An 18,914-nucleotide genomic window follows, 5' to 3' on the forward strand; every position below is an offset into this window, starting at 1 on the left:
TGCTAAAAATTGGCACCCTATTCCACAAAAAATACTTTCTGAAGGCCAGTTTTAAGGTGCGCGCAGTGAATTTGGGGCAATAAAAAACCCGGCAAGCCGGGTTTTAGGAGCGCAAAAATGGAGAATGATCACTCCAGCAAGCTGCGTAGCATCCAGGCGGTTTTTTCGTGTAACTGAATGCGCTGGGTTAACAAGTCTGCGGTCGCTTCATCGCTCGCAGCTTCCACTGAGGGGTAAAGTGAACGCGCGGTGCGGACCACCGCCTCCTGTCCTTCAACCAATAAACGAATCATGTCTTTGGCCGCGGGGATGCCCTCTTCCTCTTTGATGCTACTCAACTCTGCATACTGCTTGTAAGTGCCGGGAGCCGGGAAACCCAGGGAACGAATACGTTCAGCAATAAGGTCAACAGCCAAGGACAGCTCGTTGTATTGGGTTTCAAACATTAAGTGCAAGGTTTGAAACATTGGCCCGGTGACGTTCCAGTGAAAGTTGTGGGTTTTCAAGTAGAGCGTGTAGGTGTCGGCTAATACTCTGGACAGACCGTGGGCGATGTCTTCGCGGTGCTCTTGGGAAATTCCGATATCTATATTCATAGTGACTCCTTTAAATCGCTGTTTGAATCGTTTTTCTAAAAAATCGCTCAAATGAGCATGTGGGTGTTTATAAGATAAATCTCCATGATTCGCATCACCAGTTGCTTTTGCCTATGGCTGGTATTGCCAAATGGCGATGCATATCAGGTTTGACCATGATTTGAGGCTAAATATCCCATTAATAACCAATCACGGCCACGTGCACGGTATTGCTGGTATTTTTGTTGGATATCTGTAGGGCAGTGATTGGGCTCTAATTCATAACCCAAACGGTCATAAAACCCCTTCAAATGCGGCAATGCAAAACAGTAACAACCTTTTGGGTAAATAAGCGGCAAGGAGTATTGCAGCAGCGCACTCGCCAACCCCTGCCCGCGCCGCTCTTTGGCAACCAGCAAATTGCGCAGCCAAAAGTGCCCCGAGTTTTGGGGGACATAACGTGCCGCTGCAATGATTTCAGTGGGGCCGCCCGTTCCCCCAACCCCGTAAATAACATACACGGATTCACTAGCAGCCGTTTTTACCTTGTAACCCTGAGCGCGGTAAAAACGATCGACCACTGCGTAACGCTCAGGTTGCTCTGCGCAAAAAACCATTTCGGAGTGTGGCGAGGGTGTTTGTAATAATTCGGACACGGGTATCAAGTTTTATCTTTGTTACTATCGTCTTCCATATTATCCAACGGAAACAGGTTGTCGGCCATCAGGTCATCGGGCATGGATAAATCCATTCCCCCGCCACTATCCATCGCCATCTCACCCGCACTATTACCGCCGGAATCCATTGCTGCCGGGGTGTCTTTTGCGGTGGCTTTTTTAAGGCTATCGGGTGACATATTCAAGGTCTTTTCCATCTCTTCCAGCTCTGCTTTGTGGCTCTTGCCGGCGATAACCCTGTAGGCGACAAACCCCATTACAAGCACCAACAAATTGGCTGCAACAATCGCAATATATACCCAGGTATTGGATGAGTCCGCGGCGGCGGATGTATCAGTGGTTACTGGCGCTGCCTCGCTGCTAGCAGAAGACGACTCTGTACTCGCCTCACTGGCAGGCACTTGACCAGCCAAGACGGCGGCCTCATCCGGGTAGGCAAAATCATCCAGCGCAATTGTCTCGCTCAATGGGCTGCCATCGATCTGGGTACCCGTTACCTGCATGGCGATTGTGTAACGCGCAGTTTCCGCTGGCGCGAAGGAAAATTCCCATTGGGATTGTTCAATCGCATTCAGTTCACGCTCCAGATTATTACCCTTGGAGTTTTTAATCGTTGCCATTACCTTGGTGCTTGCCACATCAACAATCTCAAGATCTGCAATCAACTTATACACATAGGTTTTTTTATCGCCCTGCTCATCAATACGCTTTTCAACGCGGAACGCAGAATCACTCACATTGACCCGATGGATAAACTCACGCTTGAAGGTTTTACCATCAATCAGAATCTTAATATCGTGGGCACCTTGGGTAGTGAAACCCTCCAGCTGATCAGAGAAGACACCATTGGCCGCAGCCGGTTTGTTCAAGGTATGGGTTTTGGTTTCCTTGCTTGCTGCGGGAGTCACAAACGCCTCACCGGTCAATAAACTCAAGAATTCGGTATTAGTGAGCGTTTCATTATTGGCAATAAACGAATAGGCGATATCAATAGTTTCATTGAGTTTGATATTGCTTTTAAGCGGCTGCACCACCAACTGTAAATTACTCACCACAGTCACGCGGCTCCCCGGTGCCATGTCAGTTTTTACTTTCCATTGGCCAGCCACAGGTTGCTGCACAGTGATAAGGTCATATTTGTCGGTGCGATACCAATTAACATTGTTAGCAGGGTCAGTCGCGGAATACTCTTTACCGTCAGGCGCAATAATCACCGTAGCGGGAACTTCGGCGCGCCGAAAAATCAGCGCGGTAAACTCTTGAATGCTGTTATCGACTAAAAAACCATTTTCATCCAACGGAACCCGTTCGGCAGGCACGGCCTGATCAAAAATACGCAGGAAGGTCGCCATCAACTCATCGGCGGTATCGGCCACCTCAAAAATGCCGTCGGTGGCGATGGACAGTTTCTTCATCAGCTCTTGATCAGCATCAGCAGAAAGCGCAATGGTATGGATACGGTAATCAGAAGCTTTTAAGCGCGGCAATAATTCGGTGAGGATGCGTTTGCGCTCGTTGAGATTAACCACCGCCTCTTTGCTGATATCGACAACACCGTCGGTAAGCAAAATAACGTTGCGCTGGTAAGCGCTGGATTCCGTTGCGTGATCTGCTGCCGCTGCCTCCAAGGCACCACCGATATTGGTAAACATCGCCACCGAGTTAATTGAGTTCGCTTTTTTTGCTCCCTCTTCGCGCCATTGGGAGTCAACTACACGGTGCGGCACCAACATATTGACCGACTGTCCAAAGGTCCAAAGCCCTGCTTTACTTTGATCCGGTAACAAACGCACGATCAAATCCACGGCGGGTTTACGTAAATTGTTGGGGTCAGTCTTTTTCATACTGCCCGATATATCAATCACCACCCGCACATCGGCCGGTTTAGGGGCAGTAATTTCACTGGCATCACACACTGCGGAGAACAGTGTGCAACCGAGCAATAAATAATGAAGAACCTGTCGCATGGGTATTTCCACCAAAACAAAAAGCTAAGAGCGCCGATATTGAGAATGCCAAGATAAAGTGCCGTTTACTGGCCATATTGCCATTAGTTATAGCAGCTCCACCCCGATTCGCCATTTATGAAAAAATCCATTCACTGAAAGCACTCAAAAAATGCAAACAACAGAATGCAAAAAGCCAGCACTCAGGCTGGCTTTTAAACAACGATTGCTAGCGAAAAGCTAATAGATGATCAATTAGCGAATAGCTCTGATGGGCTCTTCGTTTAATAACTCATCCCGTGCGATGCGCTCCTCACGGCTCAAACCGCGACTACTATTGGCACGGCGCGCCTGGGGGCTGTAATCAAAATCAGGTTCATCGTCGTCAACATAGGCCTTATTGCGGTTTTGCCGCGTTGACTGACGGCGACGCGGTTCAGGGATCTCATGAGTAGCCCCGCCTCTATTGCGGGTCAGCAATTGATAGATCAGGGACAGAATAAGGGCACAGCCCCATAACCCTAACATAAGCTTCAAGACTGGTTTAACGCTGGCAAAGCCTCCATCCAGGAACCCGAAAAGTAGCGTATAAACCGCAGGCGCCATAGTCATTTTCTCTGCATCAATCGCATAGGGTGTGAACAGCACAACCATCACGGTGATGACAAAAAAATGCGTAACAGCGCGACCAAAACGGCGGAACATTAGCCATGCCGCAAGCACACAACCTGTTGCACCTGTCAGGTACAGCATCCACGCATATTGATAGTCAGTCATATTTTCCACAGCAAATTCTCCTTCCGGTTCGCCAGCACTGGTTTCAGCCGCTCAATTAACCCAGCGAATAACATAATCTTCATAATCCTCAGGATCGACATCCTGCTCATGCACTACACGCCCCGCCACCGAAATACCGGCTTTATGCACCGAGTCAGGGTCGCCTGAAACCAGTGGATGCCAATCAAACAGCGGAATACCATCGGCCACTAGCCTATAAGCACAGGTCTCCGGTAACCAATAGGTTTCCTTAACACTGTCCGGCGTTAATACGGCACAGGCTTCTACTAATTGTTGACGATCAGTGTATTCCTGACAACGACAGGTGTCATGATCCAAATAACGACAGGCAACCTTGGTGTAATACACATCACCCGAATCTTCATCTTCCAATTTGTGCAGACAGCACTTGCCGCAACCATCGCAGAGGGATTCAAACTCCTCCGGCGACATTTCCTGAAATGTTTTACGTTGCCAAAAAACTTGTTGTGCCATGACATGCCCAGATCATTAAAAAAGTGTCGATACTACTGGCCAGCCAGCTTGGAATTGAACGCACGCAAACGCTCAGCTTCCGGGTCGCGATCATTGCGTGGCGGCAATTGCAAATAAAAACCTTGTGTTTCCAGGCTTTCAGCAACTTTTTCAACCGTCGCGTGGGCAAGCTTTTTACCGGGAGTTAACAGCAGAACCATTGCCTGCTGTGGACGACCAAAAAGCTTGAGTAAATCTGGAGGTACCTTACTCAACCCCTCCTCCTTTTTCACGTACAGATACATGCCCTCTTCCTTGGTGCTACGATAAATTTCACAAATAATTTTCACGGGTCTTCACCTTGTTATACGCCTAGTGCGACTAAACATTCTGTTGCCGAACAATACGCAACAAGCCTTCGCCAATTAGATCAAAACGCCAGCCCAATAAACGCTCGGGCAAACGATATTCGCTACCATTCATCCCGGAGCGAACCAAATGCTCGTAATCCTTTTTGCGAATCAATACTTCGGGCGGCAACTGGGCTTGTTCGGCGTATTCGCGCACATAATTTTTCAACGCCTTCATCAGCGGGCCTTCGCTTTGCGCTAAAGGCGGATCGAGTCGCGCAGGCCATGCAGCTTCATCCATTGCCAAAGCGTCGCTGACTATTTGTAAAATAGTTTCACTATCATTTTTTAAAGTGCGCGAGGGAATATCCGGTACACGCTGTAATTGCGTCGCATCCTGAATTCTTTTACGCGCAATTTCCCATAATGAAGGCTCTTTTATTAACCTATTGCGCGGAATGTTACGTGCCCGTGCTTCAGTTTCGCGCCAAATACAAAGCTGCTTTAAAATTAATAACTCCTGTTCACGCAATTTCCAGGCAAAACCTACTTTTTGATACGCCTCGCTAAAATCATCTGCTTTGCGCGCATTGCTTATCAAATCAGCACAATCACTTTTCACCCACTCCAAACGCTCGGTTGTTTTTAATAACTGCAATAATTTTCCATACACAATCAGCATATGCGCAACGTCAAGTGCGGCGTATTTTAATTGCGCTGCACTGAGCGGGCGCTGCAACCAATCCGAGCGAGTTTCTTCTTTGGGAATTTCAATAGTTAGCAGGTTTTTGACTAAATTGGCGTAACCCAACCCAAAGCCCAAACCTGCAAATGCGGCTGCCACTTGTGTATCAAATAATGGCGCCGGCACTACTCCCAACCAGCACTGAAATACCTCCAGATCTTCCGAACAAGAATGCAATACTTTGGTGACTGCAGGGTTTAGCATCAATTCGCGCAAAGGTTCGAGATTGCCAATCGCAAGCGGATCAATTAAATAGCATCCCTTGCCATCGCCAATCTGCAGCAAACCTGCGATGGGATAAAAGGTATCGCTGCGCATAAATTCAGTATCAATCGCCAGCGCCGCTTGCTGTTGCCAGCGCACGCAAAGTTCAGCGAGTTGATCGTCCTGATCAATCCAAATAGGTTCAGTGGGTATTAGCATTAAAATTACAAACTTCTGCGAGAGGAAAAAGCGTGCGCGAGAGTGCCGCCATCGATAAATTCCAGCTCGCCACCGAGCGGGACACCATGGGCAATACGCGAGACAGTTACATTCAAATTTTTAGCGCGTTCACTGATGTAATAAGCTGTCGCTTCACCTTCCACTGTGGGGTTGGTGGCGAGAATGACTTCAGTGATCGGCTCTTGCTGTAACAAATTAATTAATTGATCGACACCAATATCTTCCGGGCCAATGCCATCAATCGGCGACAAATGCCCCAGTAGTACAAAATATTTACCTTGATAAGTACCCGCCTGTTCGATCGCCAATACATCGCCGGGGGTTTCAACCACGCATAGCAAACTGTTATCGCGCCGGTTATTGGCACAAATTCCACAATGGGCTTGCTCTGTAAGCGTGCGGCAGCGCTGGCAGCGCCCGACACCTTCAACTGCCTTATGCAAACTCAGCGCGAGCCGTTCAGCACCGGCGCGGTCACGCTCCAATAAATGCAACGCCATGCGCTGGGCAGATTTAGGACCCACGCCGGGCAAGCAGCGCAGTGAGGCCATAAGGTCATCGATTAAAGGGCTGAACATTCAATTTCCAAAATTTGTAAGGGCGCCGCTTGCTACGCCCTGATATTTTTACGGTTTTTCAGGAGGCGCACGCGCCAACGATTAAAACGGCATTTTGAATCCCGGTGGGATTCCCATACCCGCAGTCATTTTTTCCATTTGCTCGCGATTTTGCAGTTCAATTTTACGCACTGCATCGTTCACGGCTGCCGCCAGTAAGTCTTCCAACATTTCTTTGTCTTCAGTCATCAGGCTTGCATCAATGTGTACGCGTTTTACATCGTGACGGCCAGTCATGACCACACTCACCAAACCGGCACCCGCCGCACCAGTGACTTCCGCTTTCGCTAAATCTTCCTGCATTTTTTGCATATTGGCCTGCATTTCCTGGGCCTGTTTCATCAAATCGCCGAGACCTTTCATAGCATCCTCTTCAGTAAATTAGATAAGTAAATTAGATTGGTTGAATGGTTTCTTCGCGCAATGTCGCACCAAATTGAGCGATGAGTTGCTGCACTATAGGATCATTTTTAATCGCATGGATTGCATCTTGTAAACGCTCCTCGCGCAAACGAATCGCCATCATCGACGGTGTTTCGGCCGTCACTTGCCCCAGCTGGATATGCACGCGCACTGGCTCGACAAAATAATCACCCATTAAATCGGCAAGGCGCTTTTCATGGCTCACGTCATACAGGGTGCTATTGGCTTCATCCAGCACAAAAAAGAATTCATTGCCCTGGCGTTTAACCATTTGGCAATTCGCCACCGTACTTTGCAAAATACCGGTAACACCCAAGCCTAAATAAATTTCCGTCCAATCCGCAGGGCCCGCTTGTTCATAGGGAACTTTGCGTAGAGTTTTTGGCGTGGGAACCTTCACCGGTTCCGGCGCAGCTGCAATTTGTGTCGCAGGAACTGTAACTTGCTGCACTGCCGTTGGCGGCGGCTCAGCCGCCTCAGGCTTTTTTGGCTCGTTTACCTCGGGCGCAACGGGCGCTTCGTAATACGCGGGTGCGGGTTCGTATTCGTCTTCACTGGCCGGAACATAATCATCTTCGGGGGCATTGCCGTAAGCCTCCTCAAACGCAGGCGGAGGCTCAGACTCAACCGACCCACCCTGAGCTACAGGCTCAGGTGTAACACTCGCAGGGGGAGCTTCGCTTACCGTCGGAACTGGCGCCGGCGCGGCCACCGGAGCGACAACTGCCGGAGCCGCGACCTGTGGAGTCGATGAAGGCTTTATGGGTGCAGTCGATTGTGGCAATGTCTGGGTCGGCATCTCAATAACGCCCTGCGGCTTAAACGCCAGCATGCGCAACAACACCATCTCAAACCCGGCGCGCGGATCGGGGGCAAGCGGTAAATCGCGGCGCCCCAATAATGCAGTTTGATAAAACAGCTGTACGTCTTCCGAGGGCAATTGCTGCGCAAGCTGCATGATCCGCTCGCGATCACCGTGACTATTATCAACCGCTTCAGGTAGCGCCTGGGCAATCGCAATGCGATGTAGTACTGCTAACATCTCAGCAATCGCACTGGCGTAATCAGGTGCCTGTTCAGACATCCGCTCAACAGCAGCCAACACTGCCCTACCATCCAGCGACGCCAGTGCATTTACCACATCGTACACCGCTGTTTGATCGATGGTGCCGAGCATGGTACTAACTTCAGCTTCCGTAATTTTGCCGGAACCATAGGCAATCGCTTGGTCGGTGAGGCTCATCGCATCGCGCATACTGCCATCGGCCGCGCGCCCCAAATGCCAGAGTGCCGACTCTTCAAACGGTACCAATTCTTCATTCAATACAAACTTCAAATGCTGAACGATACGCTCAGGGTTCATATTTTTAAGGTTGAATTGCAAACAGCGCGACAGAATTGTCATCGGCAGCTTTTGTGGGTCGGTGGTCGCCAGCAAAAACTTTACGTGGGGTGGAGGCTCTTCCAGGGTTTTTAGCAGCGCATTAAAACTGCTATTGGAGAGCATATGAACTTCGTCGATCAGGTAGACCTTATAACGGCCGCGGGTAGGCGCATATTGCACGTTCTCCAGCAGCTCGCGGGTATCTTCCACTTTGGTACGCGACGCCGCATCCACTTCAATCAAATCAACAAAACGCCCCTCGGCGATTTCACGGCAACTGGAACACTGGCCGCAGGGCTCAGAGCTAACACCGGTTTCACAATTGAGGCATTTGGCGAGAATCCGCGCGATGGTGGTCTTACCCACACCCCGGGTACCAGTGAAGAGATAAGCGTGGTGCAAGCGGTTATGATCCAGCGCATTAATAAGTGCCTGCAGGACATGCTCCTGCCCGACCATTTCCCGGAACACACGCGGGCGCCACTTGCGCGCCAGAACTTGATAGCTCATGCCAATTGCTGCTCTCTGTATGTGAAGTGTGCTGGTTGCAAAAACAGGGCGCGATTATAGCTGCCAACGACGGAAATAAATACCGAACATAAGTACCCGACAAGCAGGACGAAGAGCAAAGTGTTAGCAAGGAAACAACAATGAAGTGAGCAACACAGAGTTTGGTAAATTGAATTAAACAGGAAGTTATAAAGAAGGAGGATTCACAATAAATGGGTGGCGACCTAACCAGCCACACCCCGGCACATAACTTACTGCTACCGTTGCTCCCTTCCGGGCCTGGCGGGGTTTACAGATCGTCATTGCGAGGGGACCGGCTAGATCACCATAGCAGCTTACGCAGTAATGCTCACTGGGAGTGGGCTACGCAAGAGGCGCGCATTATCATCAGTTTACCTCGGCATTGCAAGGCTCAATTTAAAGGGCAACTGGTTTAATTACCTCTACCGCACCACCTTAATTTACAGATGTCCCGATTGCAGTTCGCTGCTGATCAAAAACGCAACAATCAATAAGCACCGTACGAAATTGTAATAAATCGCACCAGAACAAAGATTTTATTGCAGTGGCACTCATTGCAATTCCCTTTTGCGCCACTATCAACTAGGCTTGTTTAATATTTTAATGATCAAACACACCTAACGCTCAGGAGCATTATTTATGGCAACAGTGACCCTCAAAGGAAATCCATTCAACACTAACGGCAACCTGCCCGCTGCAGGCAGCAAGGCTCCCTCATTTAAACTGGTTAAAACAGATTTATCGGAAGTCTCTTTGGCTGATTTGGCAGGCAAGCGCGTAGTGCTGAACATTTTCCCCAGTGTCGATACCCCAACCTGTGCACAGTCAGTGCGTACATTTAACGCACAAGCAAGCGCACTGGAAAATACGGTAGTGGTCTGTGCCTCTCAAGACCTGCCTTTTGCATTAGCACGCTTTTGCGGTGCTGAAGGTTTGGACAAGGTAATTCCCGCATCTGCCTTCCGCTCAGACTTTGCCAGCGACTATGGCGTAAAACTGATTGATGGCCCACTGACTGGTTTAACAGCGCGCGCTGTTGTAGTAGTAGGCACCGATGGCAAAGTATTGCACACGGAATTAGTAAGCGAAGTGGCGCACGAGCCTAACTACGACGCCGCATTAAAAGCACTCGCATAATCACGATTGTGCGAAAGCCAAAACGCCAGCCCTTGCGCTGGCGTTTTTATTTCCATCTTTAGGTGGTTTCTCGACCAGCCGATAACAGCAACAATCAACAAAACCCCTATCAATCAAACTTCTTATCAAAAAGTCATTTTTATGACTAAAGACTCTTAAAAAATAAGATTTTTTAGCCTGCCCAACACGCCTGCCGCGCCTCGCCACCTATACTCAACCCTAATACTACTTGTTGTAGCGCATTAGCAATAATAGGGAGCCGAGTGCACATGCTCACTCAGGATGAAGCAAAAAAATCCGGCAGCGACTTTACCCGCGAACTTTTGGATGCAGTACCTGCAGGGATTATTGTCAGCCGTCAGGATGGCCGGATTAGCTACCTCAACGAAGAGGCTGAACGTCTGTTTGGTTACTCGCGCCATGAACTAATCGATCAAAATATCGAGACCTTACTGCCGGATCGCTTTAGCGGTAACCATGCCGATTTACGCCAAAGCTATTTGCAGCAACCGTCCACTCGCTACATGGGTGCAGGCCGCGACCTTTACGGCAAACGTAAAGACAACACTGAATTCCCGCTGGAAATTGGCCTGCGTCCACTGATTGCCGACGGCGAGCGATTTGTGGTCGCCACCATTGTGAATATCACCCGCCGCAAGCAACTTGAAGACCGCCTTGCCGCTGTTATCGATGCCTCGCCCTATGGTCAATTACTGGTTGATGATAGAGGCATTATTCAACTGATTAACCCCAGCCTCCTGACATTGTTTGGCTACGAAAAAAATGAACTGCTGGGTAAGTCCATGGACGTGTTATTGCCTGAGCGTTACCGCGAGGGACACCAAAAGCTGCGCGAAGGTTATGTGCAAAAACCCTCACTCAGAGCCATGGGTTTAGGTCGCGACTTAACCGGCCGCCATAAAAACGGCACTGAAATTCCCATCGAAATTGGTTTAAGCCCTGTGGATAGCGACGCAGGGAAAATGACATTGGCAGTGGTGACGGATATATCCGAGAGAAAACGCCTCGAACTCAATTTAAAACAAGCGAATGCTCATCTGGAAGAATTCACCTATGTCGCCTCCCACGATTTGAAATCACCTTTGCGCGGCATTGCTGATTTGGTTGAATGGATTGCAGAAGACCTGGGCAATAACGTACCTGCACCCGTCACCAATAATATTGACCGAATCCGCATCCGCATCGGGCGTATGGAGCGGTTGATCGAAGACTTACTGCTTTACGCCCGTGCCGGTAGGCGCCATAAAGAATCAGCGGCGGTAAATGTGCCGGAACTAATCAATAACATTGTGGATATGCACCCGGTTCCCGCGCAATTCAGCATCAAACAAGATATCCACATCAATGAAATTTATGCTGCAAAAACACCACTGGAAACCGTGTTGCGCAATTTATTCAGCAACGCCCTTAAACATCATCACGGCACCACACCGGAAATAACCATCAGTGCTGAGCCGAGCGGCAGCTATTGCCTGTTTAAAGTAATTGATAACGGACCCGGCATTCCCGAAATAGCACAAGAGCGCGTTTTTCGTTTATTTCAAACCCTTAATTCTCAGGAGGCAGGAGGTAGCGGGATTGGTTTGGCATTGGCAAAGCGATTGACAGAAAGCCACGGTGGGCAAATAGAACTCATCAGCAACAGCGAGCAACCAGGCTGCAGTTTTCATGTGTGGTGGCCGCGTTTTTCGAGGAAAGATATCGATGACTAGCGAACCCAAAATTAACATTTTGCTTGTTGACGACGATGATGTATCCGCTGAATCCGTCGTCCGCAGCCTGCGCAAAAATGCTGTTGATTTTCCCATCACCCTTGCGCGCGACGGCATGGAAGCCTTGGAAATACTGCGCTCCGCACACCCTCACCTCAGCATCACCAAACCGTATCTGGTATTGCTGGATTTAAATATGCCGCGCATGAATGGTTTTGAATTTTTACACGAAGTACGCAACGACAAAAAACTTCACAACAGTATTGTTTTTGTGTTGACCACGTCCGATGCCGAGTCGGATCGCGCTCGCGCATACGATGAAAACATTGCCGGCTACATGGTGAAATCGGCGGTGGGCCCACAATTTTCCAAGCTTGCATCGCTGCTTGAAAGCTATCGCTCAACAATCAGCCTTCCCAATTAATTAACGTCAATATCAGGATGATTCATTGATATGCAAGTAACGACTGTAGTTCGCCCGGTATCGTTACTCATTATTGAGGACGACGATGTTGATTTAGAAAAAATAAAACGACTACTGCAAAAAGGTGCACTCAATGTCACCATTACTACCGCCACCTCGACCAACCAAGCGATAGAACTTATCAATCAACACACATATGACTGTGCAATTTTGGATTATCGCCTTCAAGATGGATTGGGCTCGGAATTACTACTGCAGATAAAAAATCACAAACAAAACCCCACTCCCGTAATTATGATTAGCGGCAACAGCGACGAGCGCATTGTCGCTGACATTATGCGCGAGGGTGCATTTGACTACCTACCCAAACGCCAACTTACTGCTGAGACCTTAATTACTACCCTTGAAGCAAGCCTTATTTGGGCGGAACAAGCGCGCCTGCAACAAGAGGATCAAGCGCGCGTACACCACCTTGCCGAAGGCTTACCTCACCTCGCATGGACATGTACACCGGATGGGGCCTGTGATTATTTAAACCAACGTTGGTGTGATTACACCGGTATTCCCAAAGCAGAACAAATGGGCACAAACTGGATAAACGCAGTGCATCCTGATGATCGCGAATACCTTGCTCGCAACTGGGCAAAAGCAGTCGCTAATCGGGAGGAAATGTTTGTCAAATTTAGGATTCGTCGAAACGACGGCCACTATCGTTGGTTTGATACCCGTGCAATACCGCAAAAAAATTCACAAGGTGATGTACTTCGTTGGTTGGGCACCAACACCGACATTACCGAAATGGAATCGACTCGTCAGGCACTGGCTCACAGCGAGCAGTTATTCCACGCTGCGTTTGATTATGCACCGCTGGGTATGGCGCTGATTAATATGCAAGGAATTATCATCCAAACCAACCCGGCACTGCGGCACCTACTGGGGTATGACAATCAGGGAAAAACACAAACTGCCAGCTCAGCAAAACCACTGCTTAAAATCAGTGATCTTTTTATCGCAGAGGATATAACCAATGCGCTGGTTGAGCTGGAGCGACTTTACAGTGGCAATCAACTATTTGCCCAATATGAAACCCGCTGCCAAACCCATAATGGCAACAGCATTCCCACTATGATCAATGCGGCTTATATTAAAGAATTTTCTGGCGAACCTTGTTACCTGCTACAAATTTACGATTTATCCGAGCGCAAACGCTATGAACATCAGCTGCTGAAACTCGCCCATTTTGATAGCCTTACCGGTTTGGGCAACCGCGAAAAAATGAACCGGGAAATTGAATTTTTAATTCGCAAAGCCAGCCGCAGCACAGCTCCTTTTGCAGTTATTTTTGGCGACCTGGATCACTTCAAACAAATCAATGATGGATTGGGGCACGAGGCGGGCGACATACTGCTAAAAACTGTCGCGCGTCGACTGCAAAAATCGCTGCGCCACGAAGACATTATTTGCCGCTTGGGCGGCGATGAATTTGTAATTTTATTACCTGACATTCCGCGCTTTGAAGCCGTAGCTTCGGTAGCCGATAAACTCCTGCAAAAAATTCACAAACCGATTCGCCTGGGGAAAAATCGCGTACATGTCAGCATGAGTTTTGGCATTGCCCTTTACCCCACCGATGGCGATGATGCCAAAACCCTGCTGCGCAATGCCGACAGTGCTTTGTATGATGCCAAAGCAAAAGGCCGCGGTTGCTATCAACTGTACCGCAAAGAGCTGACTGAATACGTTCACAATCGCTTACAGTTGGATGCCGACCTGCGCAAAGCAATTATCAATCACGAATTTGAGGTGCACTACCAACCGGTGATTGATCTTGACACCAATCAGGTTGTTTCTGCCGAAGCACTTATTCGCTGGAATCACCCCAAACGCGGGCGCGTAGGGCCGGATGAATTTATTCCCTATGCACAAGAAAGTGGTTTGATCTTGCCCATCGGTAATTGGATCATCAACGAAGCATGTCATCAGCTTGCGCAATGGAATAGCGAGGGTATACATATCAATATATCTATTAATGTTTCTGCGCGGCAGTTTATGCAGCAAGATCTATTGCCCGTTTTTGAACAGATGCTTGAGCAATACAACTTGCGCGGCGACCAACTTACCATCGAAATCACCGAGCAAATGTTTCTGGAAAATACGGAAAACAATTTGCGACAAATTACCCAACTTAAAAACCTGGGCATTAAAATATCGTTGGATGATTTTGGTATAGGTTATTCATCGCTGAGCTACATTTTGCGCTTTTCCCCGCAGTACCTGAAAATTGATCGCTCGTTTGTCAGTCTAATTGGTACCGGCAAGGAACATGATGAAATGGTAAATGCGATCATCGGGCTCAATAAAATAATTCCCATGCACATTGTTGGCGAAGGAATTGAAGAGGAAAACCAACGCCACTTCCTACACTCACGCGGCTGTGATTTAGGCCAGGGTTATTTATTTTCAAAGCCCGTACCGCCCGACCAGTTGGCACACTTTATTAACAGCAAACAACCCGCCACACTCTTGCTAAATTGAGCATCAACCCCCGCAAAAGCGACCCTATATTCACACACCGGTGTAGATTTTAACGTCACATTATATTAGTCTTGCCAAAGCTGTTAGCAGGGTATTTTTTGTAAAAAACCAATAGATATCCCTGCTAACGGCTTACCAAATAGTCATTAACTTAATACGATAAAAAGGAAAACAGGATGTCTCGTTTCAAACTATCTGCGTTATTGGTTCTGGTTACTGCATTGGTTAGCGGCTGTGCTACTCAGGTAACGGAAACCCCGTCAAAAGTAACACCAGCAACTACCGACTTGGGCGAATTCAGTCAGGTTATTTTAGTCAAAACTGAAATTGCACCAACCTATGCTTCTCACCCCGCCAACTTAAAAGCAGTCAAAAAAATTGATGAAATTCTTGCTGAACGTTTGGGTGGTGTTTTGGAGAACATGCAGGTAAAAACTCTGGATCAAATCAAATCTGAAAATTTGGCTAACAATGGCAATGTGCTGTTCATCAAGCCCTATGTTAAACAAATCAAATTTATTGGCGGTGCAGCCCGTTTTTGGGCTGGTGCAATGGCTGGCAGCTCTGTAGTAATTATGGACGTAGCTTTTGAAGACGGCGCAAATGGAACCAAACTAAGTAACCCCGGTTTTATGCGTAAAGCAGGGGCCTATACCGATGCATTTGGTGTTGCGTCCAACGCAATGTTGGATGACGTTGCACAAGACGTTGTTAACTATGTAGCAGCGAACAAATAATCACGCGTTAAAACTCACGCGCTTGATAAATACTGTTCGTATAGATAAAAGGCTGCCGGAAAAATAGGCGGCCTTTTTTATTGGCTGCAACCTGTGCACCAAACCCACACAAGCTAGAGCGCAATGACACCTTGCAAATTTTTCAGGCAATGGGCCTTGGCCAGTGCCAAAAAATCCTGCACATAAGGTAGCACCAAATATTCTTCACGCACTGCCGCATAAAGTGTGGGCCAAATACCTTGTGGCCCGGCAGAACGTACGCTAATCAAACCCTGCGCCACATATTCAGCCGCCACCCAATTTGGTAAAGCACACACACCGCGCCCACTGGCAACCAATTGCACCATCATCAAAGTTAATTCCGAAGTGCGCACAGCGGCTGGCTCTACTCCGGCGGGAATTAAAAATTGGGTAAACACATCCAGGCGATTGCGGCTCACGGGGTAGCTAATTAACGTTTGGTCAGCAAGATCTTGCGGCTGTAAATATTCCCGGGCGGTCAACCGATGCTCATTCGCCAGTGCGATTTGCATTTCGTAACCAAACAAGGGCACATACTCAATACCCTTGATTACTTGTGGATCAGAAGTAATTACCAAATCAATATCGCCCTGCGCCAAGGCTGGTAGTGGCTCAAAGGTAAAACCCCCAGAGAAATCCAATTCAATAGCAGGCCATTGATTGCGATATATATCGATAGTCGGCATCAACCAGTTAAAACAACTGTGACATTCAATTGCCATGTATAAGCGCCCTGCCTCGCCGTGCACTAATTTTTTTACATCGCGCTCAGCATCGCTAACTCTGGCGAGCACATCGTCTGCCAATAGCAGCAATCGTTTTCCTGCCTCAGTAAACCGCAACGGCCGACTTTTACGGATAAACAATTCGCACTCCACGCGCGACTCCAGTTCTTTGAGCTGGTGAGACAGCGCAGACTGCGTGAGAAATAAACGCTCTGCCGCCTCCACCAAACTGCCGGTTTCACGCAGAGCGATAAGGGTTTTTAAATGGCGAATTTCGATCATAGTTATGCTCTCACGTAGCTTGGAAAAGCGTAGCGCCTTCCGACGATGCAGCCCAATAGCAGTGATATGCCTGAATATTTGTTGTGTCGGAAGTCGCTGCGTTTTTCCAACCTACCCACTCAATGAATCAATCCGCACAGGGTAACATTAACCATATTCACGTTAAAACCGAAAATCACCAGTTTTATTCATGTTTGTGTTTCGCCCAAAATAATCCTGTCGTCAACAAAGGGCGTGGACGCCGATTGACCGCTATTGGGTGTAAATTGCCGATTACATTACCAGGCACAAACAAAAATGCCGCCGTGTTTTGCACGGCGGCATTTTTAGTGAATCATTACCAACGCCACTGAATTTCCGCCGTTAACTCGCGGCCACGACTAGGTACACCATCCAATTTACCGAGCCCTTGTGCCGGAGTTGCATAATCCTCATCGGTAAGATTTTTTATTTGCAAACTAATGTCGTAACCACTGGTAAAGCGGTAGCGCCATTGGGTGTTGAGCACCCAAAAATCATCCAGTGTTATTTCAGTTGTTGCCGACACAGGAGCTTGGTGTTCATCTTGATATACACCAAGCAAATTCCAATTCCAACGCTGGGCGGCGTAATTAATTTCAAAGGATGCCAGCGATTCCGCTTCGCGAAATGCCGTCTCCGGTAAATTCATATTGGTATAAGTGCTGCGCAGTGACCAGCGATCGCCGAATTTTTGTAGCCACTCTATTTCAAGGCCATCACTGCGCTCGCTATCGCCATTGACATACGTACGGGTAGTGCCAATAAAACCAGTCATGATCGGTTGTTCGTAGCGGTTTTGAAACACACCAGCGCTAAGGCTGGTGGTCTGCCAATTGCCCATTAGAATCAAGTCCCAGGTTTTTACCACCTCATGTTCAAGATCCGGATTGCCAAGCAATGTGGGGTTATTAATAAACGCTGTCTCTGCCAGCGTCGGTGCGCGGAATGCTTCGCCGTATAACAACTTCAGGCTGTAGGTTTCATTGAGTTGTTCTACCAGTGCCAAACGCGGGCTAAAACGTGCCTCTACATCTGAGTAGTCATCATAGCGGCCCCCAATGGTGAGCCTGGTTGAATCGCGCAGGCTGCGAATATATTGACCATGAATACCCGTGGTGGATTGTGAACCTGAAACCCCCAGGGGTGTGCGTTCACTCATTTCGCCGTAATAAGTGATGGGGAATTGTCGCTGGATTAATTGCACCAGATCGTAGTTGCTGTAAGCACGCGCTTTGATCTCTTCGTGGTGCGCCGCTTGTATGCCCCATTGGGCGCTGGACTTGTCGTCTATAGTCCAGTCCGTTGTGTAGGCCAAGCGATAGCTTTCGCCGGCTTGTGTTGCTTGAATCCTAAATGGTTCATTGCTGCTGGGTACGCTTACCGCCGCCAAGGCCCCCGGCCCCTGCACAAACCCTTCAAGCTCAAAGGTGAATTGTTGATAGCTGAGAGAGAAATTGGATTTGATCGCAGGTGTCCATTCAATGCCCTGATCCACACTTAAGTTCCACAGCTCACGGGCGTGATCATTCACCCCGTTGGCAGTATTTTCCGAGAGATAAAAATCCTCCGACTCGCCGCGATAATAGGTCAGATCAATTTGGGTTTTGCCGCGACTTAACCCCAGATCCATATTCAACAAACGACGCGGATCTTCAGTCTCCAGTGGCAAACGGCTGAAGCTATCGGTAATCGTCAAATCTTGCCCTTTGTCCTCATAGGCATGCAGGTACGCATCCGCCTGCCATTCTTCACCGGCGTGACTCCAAAGTGCATCCAGTGCGCGCCGCTGCTCACTGCCCACGCCCACAGCGAGGGCTTTTTGCTGTTTGCGGGTGACAATATTAATTACACCAGTGAAAGCAGAGCTGCCGTAAACCGCAGACCCTGGGCCGCGAATCACTTCCACCCGCTCCACCTGCGCTAATGGAAATAGCGGCAAGGTGACATCGGGGCTGCCAGCACGGGGGTCGTTAAATACCTTGCCGTCAATCAGCAACAGCACCTCCAGCGATACCTGGGTGGTGCGTCGGCCACGCGCGCTGTAGGTGTAAGCCAACCCACTATTGGCATTGCGATTAAATTGAAACCCCGGCACCAACCCGAGCAACTCGTGCAGGTAATCCACACCCAAGCGCTCTATGTGCTCATGAGTAAATACCGACACCGCCGCCGGTACCGTTTTAATCGACTCTTGGGTAAGGGTCGACCCAGTCACCGGGGTTTCCAGCAACTGTTCAAGGCTTAATTCGAGGTAGGCAAATTCATCCGCGTGTGCGCCCATACTGAGCAGACACATCAACGCCAACAAGCAGCGCGGTGCGCGATAAACTTTCGGTTTGATGACCATAGTGCGATT

The 18,914-nt window shown here is 48.7% G+C and carries 17 protein-coding genes and 1 other RNA gene; 5 read left to right on the forward strand and 13 right to left on the reverse strand.

Annotated elements, in window-relative coordinates:
• Nucleotides 1-128: 128 nt before the first annotated feature.
• The 11 genes from O59_RS08495 to ffs form a co-directional block, all read right to left on the reverse strand.
• The gene (locus tag O59_RS08495; RefSeq protein ID WP_040391772.1) at nt 129-596 is read right to left on the reverse strand and encodes a Dps family protein; all 468 of its coding nucleotides are present in this window, start codon (nt 594-596) and stop codon (nt 129-131) included.
• Between the two features lie 143 nt (nt 597-739).
• Nucleotides 740-1,231: a GNAT family N-acetyltransferase gene (locus tag O59_RS08500; RefSeq protein WP_040391775.1), complete on the reverse strand. Its 492-nt coding sequence runs from the start codon at nt 1,229-1,231 to the stop codon at nt 740-742.
• Between the two features lie 5 nt (nt 1,232-1,236).
• On the reverse strand, nt 1,237-3,219 hold the full coding sequence (locus O59_RS08505; RefSeq protein ID WP_157152515.1) for a vWA domain-containing protein: 1,983 nt from the start codon (nt 3,217-3,219) through the stop codon (nt 1,237-1,239).
• 234 nt (nt 3,220-3,453) lie between these two features.
• Entirely contained in the window at nt 3,454-3,975 is a 522-nt protein-coding gene (locus O59_RS20980; RefSeq protein WP_232283070.1) for a hypothetical protein, read from the reverse strand.
• 51 nt (nt 3,976-4,026) lie between these two features.
• Entirely contained in the window at nt 4,027-4,470 is a 444-nt protein-coding gene (locus O59_RS08515; RefSeq protein ID WP_007641574.1) for a YcgN family cysteine cluster protein, read from the reverse strand.
• Nucleotides 4,471-4,502: 32 nt separating this feature from the next.
• Nucleotides 4,503-4,799: a YcgL domain-containing protein gene (locus tag O59_RS08520; protein ID WP_007641579.1), complete on the reverse strand. Its 297-nt coding sequence runs from the start codon at nt 4,797-4,799 to the stop codon at nt 4,503-4,505.
• 31 nt (nt 4,800-4,830) lie between these two features.
• Nucleotides 4,831-5,967 (reverse strand): ribonuclease D, encoded by a 1,137-nt coding sequence (rnd, locus tag O59_RS08525; protein ID WP_007641580.1) that lies wholly within the window; start codon nt 5,965-5,967, stop codon nt 4,831-4,833.
• A gap of 5 nt (nt 5,968-5,972) precedes the next feature.
• Nucleotides 5,973-6,566, reverse strand: coding sequence for a recombination mediator RecR (gene recR, locus O59_RS08530; RefSeq protein WP_007641582.1), 594 nt, complete (start codon nt 6,564-6,566; stop codon nt 5,973-5,975).
• 81 nt (nt 6,567-6,647) lie between these two features.
• On the reverse strand, nt 6,648-6,968 hold the full coding sequence (locus O59_RS08535; protein WP_007641584.1) for a YbaB/EbfC family nucleoid-associated protein: 321 nt from the start codon (nt 6,966-6,968) through the stop codon (nt 6,648-6,650).
• A gap of 31 nt (nt 6,969-6,999) precedes the next feature.
• Nucleotides 7,000-8,922 (reverse strand): DNA polymerase III subunit gamma/tau, encoded by a 1,923-nt coding sequence (dnaX, locus tag O59_RS08540; protein ID WP_007641587.1) that lies wholly within the window; start codon nt 8,920-8,922, stop codon nt 7,000-7,002.
• Between the two features lie 223 nt (nt 8,923-9,145).
• Nucleotides 9,146-9,241, reverse strand: an RNA gene (gene ffs, locus O59_RS21380) — signal recognition particle sRNA small type.
• A gap of 341 nt (nt 9,242-9,582) precedes the next feature.
• Here ffs and tpx point away from each other — a divergent pair.
• From tpx to O59_RS08565, 5 genes are all read left to right on the forward strand, one after another.
• On the forward strand, nt 9,583-10,080 hold the full coding sequence (tpx, locus tag O59_RS08545; protein WP_007641589.1) for a thiol peroxidase: 498 nt from the start codon (nt 9,583-9,585) through the stop codon (nt 10,078-10,080).
• A gap of 269 nt (nt 10,081-10,349) precedes the next feature.
• Entirely contained in the window at nt 10,350-11,813 is a 1,464-nt protein-coding gene (locus tag O59_RS08550; RefSeq protein WP_007641593.1) for a PAS domain S-box protein, read from the forward strand.
• Nucleotides 11,806-12,237, forward strand: a complete 432-nt coding sequence (locus tag O59_RS08555; RefSeq protein WP_007641595.1) for a response regulator — start codon at nt 11,806-11,808, stop codon at nt 12,235-12,237. The genes O59_RS08550 and O59_RS08555 overlap by 8 nt, the downstream gene beginning before the upstream one ends.
• Nucleotides 12,238-12,267: 30 nt before the next feature.
• Complete coding sequence (locus tag O59_RS08560; RefSeq protein ID WP_007641597.1) at nt 12,268-14,772, forward strand: EAL domain-containing protein; 2,505 nt, start codon at nt 12,268-12,270, stop codon at nt 14,770-14,772.
• 176 nt (nt 14,773-14,948) lie between these two features.
• A complete protein-coding gene (locus tag O59_RS08565) occupies nt 14,949-15,509 on the forward strand; it encodes a hypothetical protein (protein ID WP_007641598.1) in 561 nt (186 codons plus the stop codon).
• Nucleotides 15,510-15,622: 113 nt separating this feature from the next.
• Here O59_RS08565 and O59_RS08570 read toward each other — a convergent pair whose 3' ends face one another.
• The gene (locus O59_RS08570) at nt 15,623-16,537 is read right to left on the reverse strand and encodes a LysR family transcriptional regulator (protein ID WP_007641611.1); all 915 of its coding nucleotides are present in this window, start codon (nt 16,535-16,537) and stop codon (nt 15,623-15,625) included.
• Between the two features lie 337 nt (nt 16,538-16,874).
• Complete coding sequence (locus tag O59_RS22000; RefSeq protein ID WP_040391780.1) at nt 16,875-18,905, reverse strand: TonB-dependent siderophore receptor; 2,031 nt, start codon at nt 18,903-18,905, stop codon at nt 16,875-16,877.
• Between the last annotated feature and the right edge of the window lie 9 nt (nt 18,906-18,914).

Source organism: Cellvibrio sp. BR (assembly GCF_000263355.1).
Lineage (GTDB): Bacteria > Pseudomonadota > Gammaproteobacteria > Pseudomonadales > Cellvibrionaceae > Cellvibrio.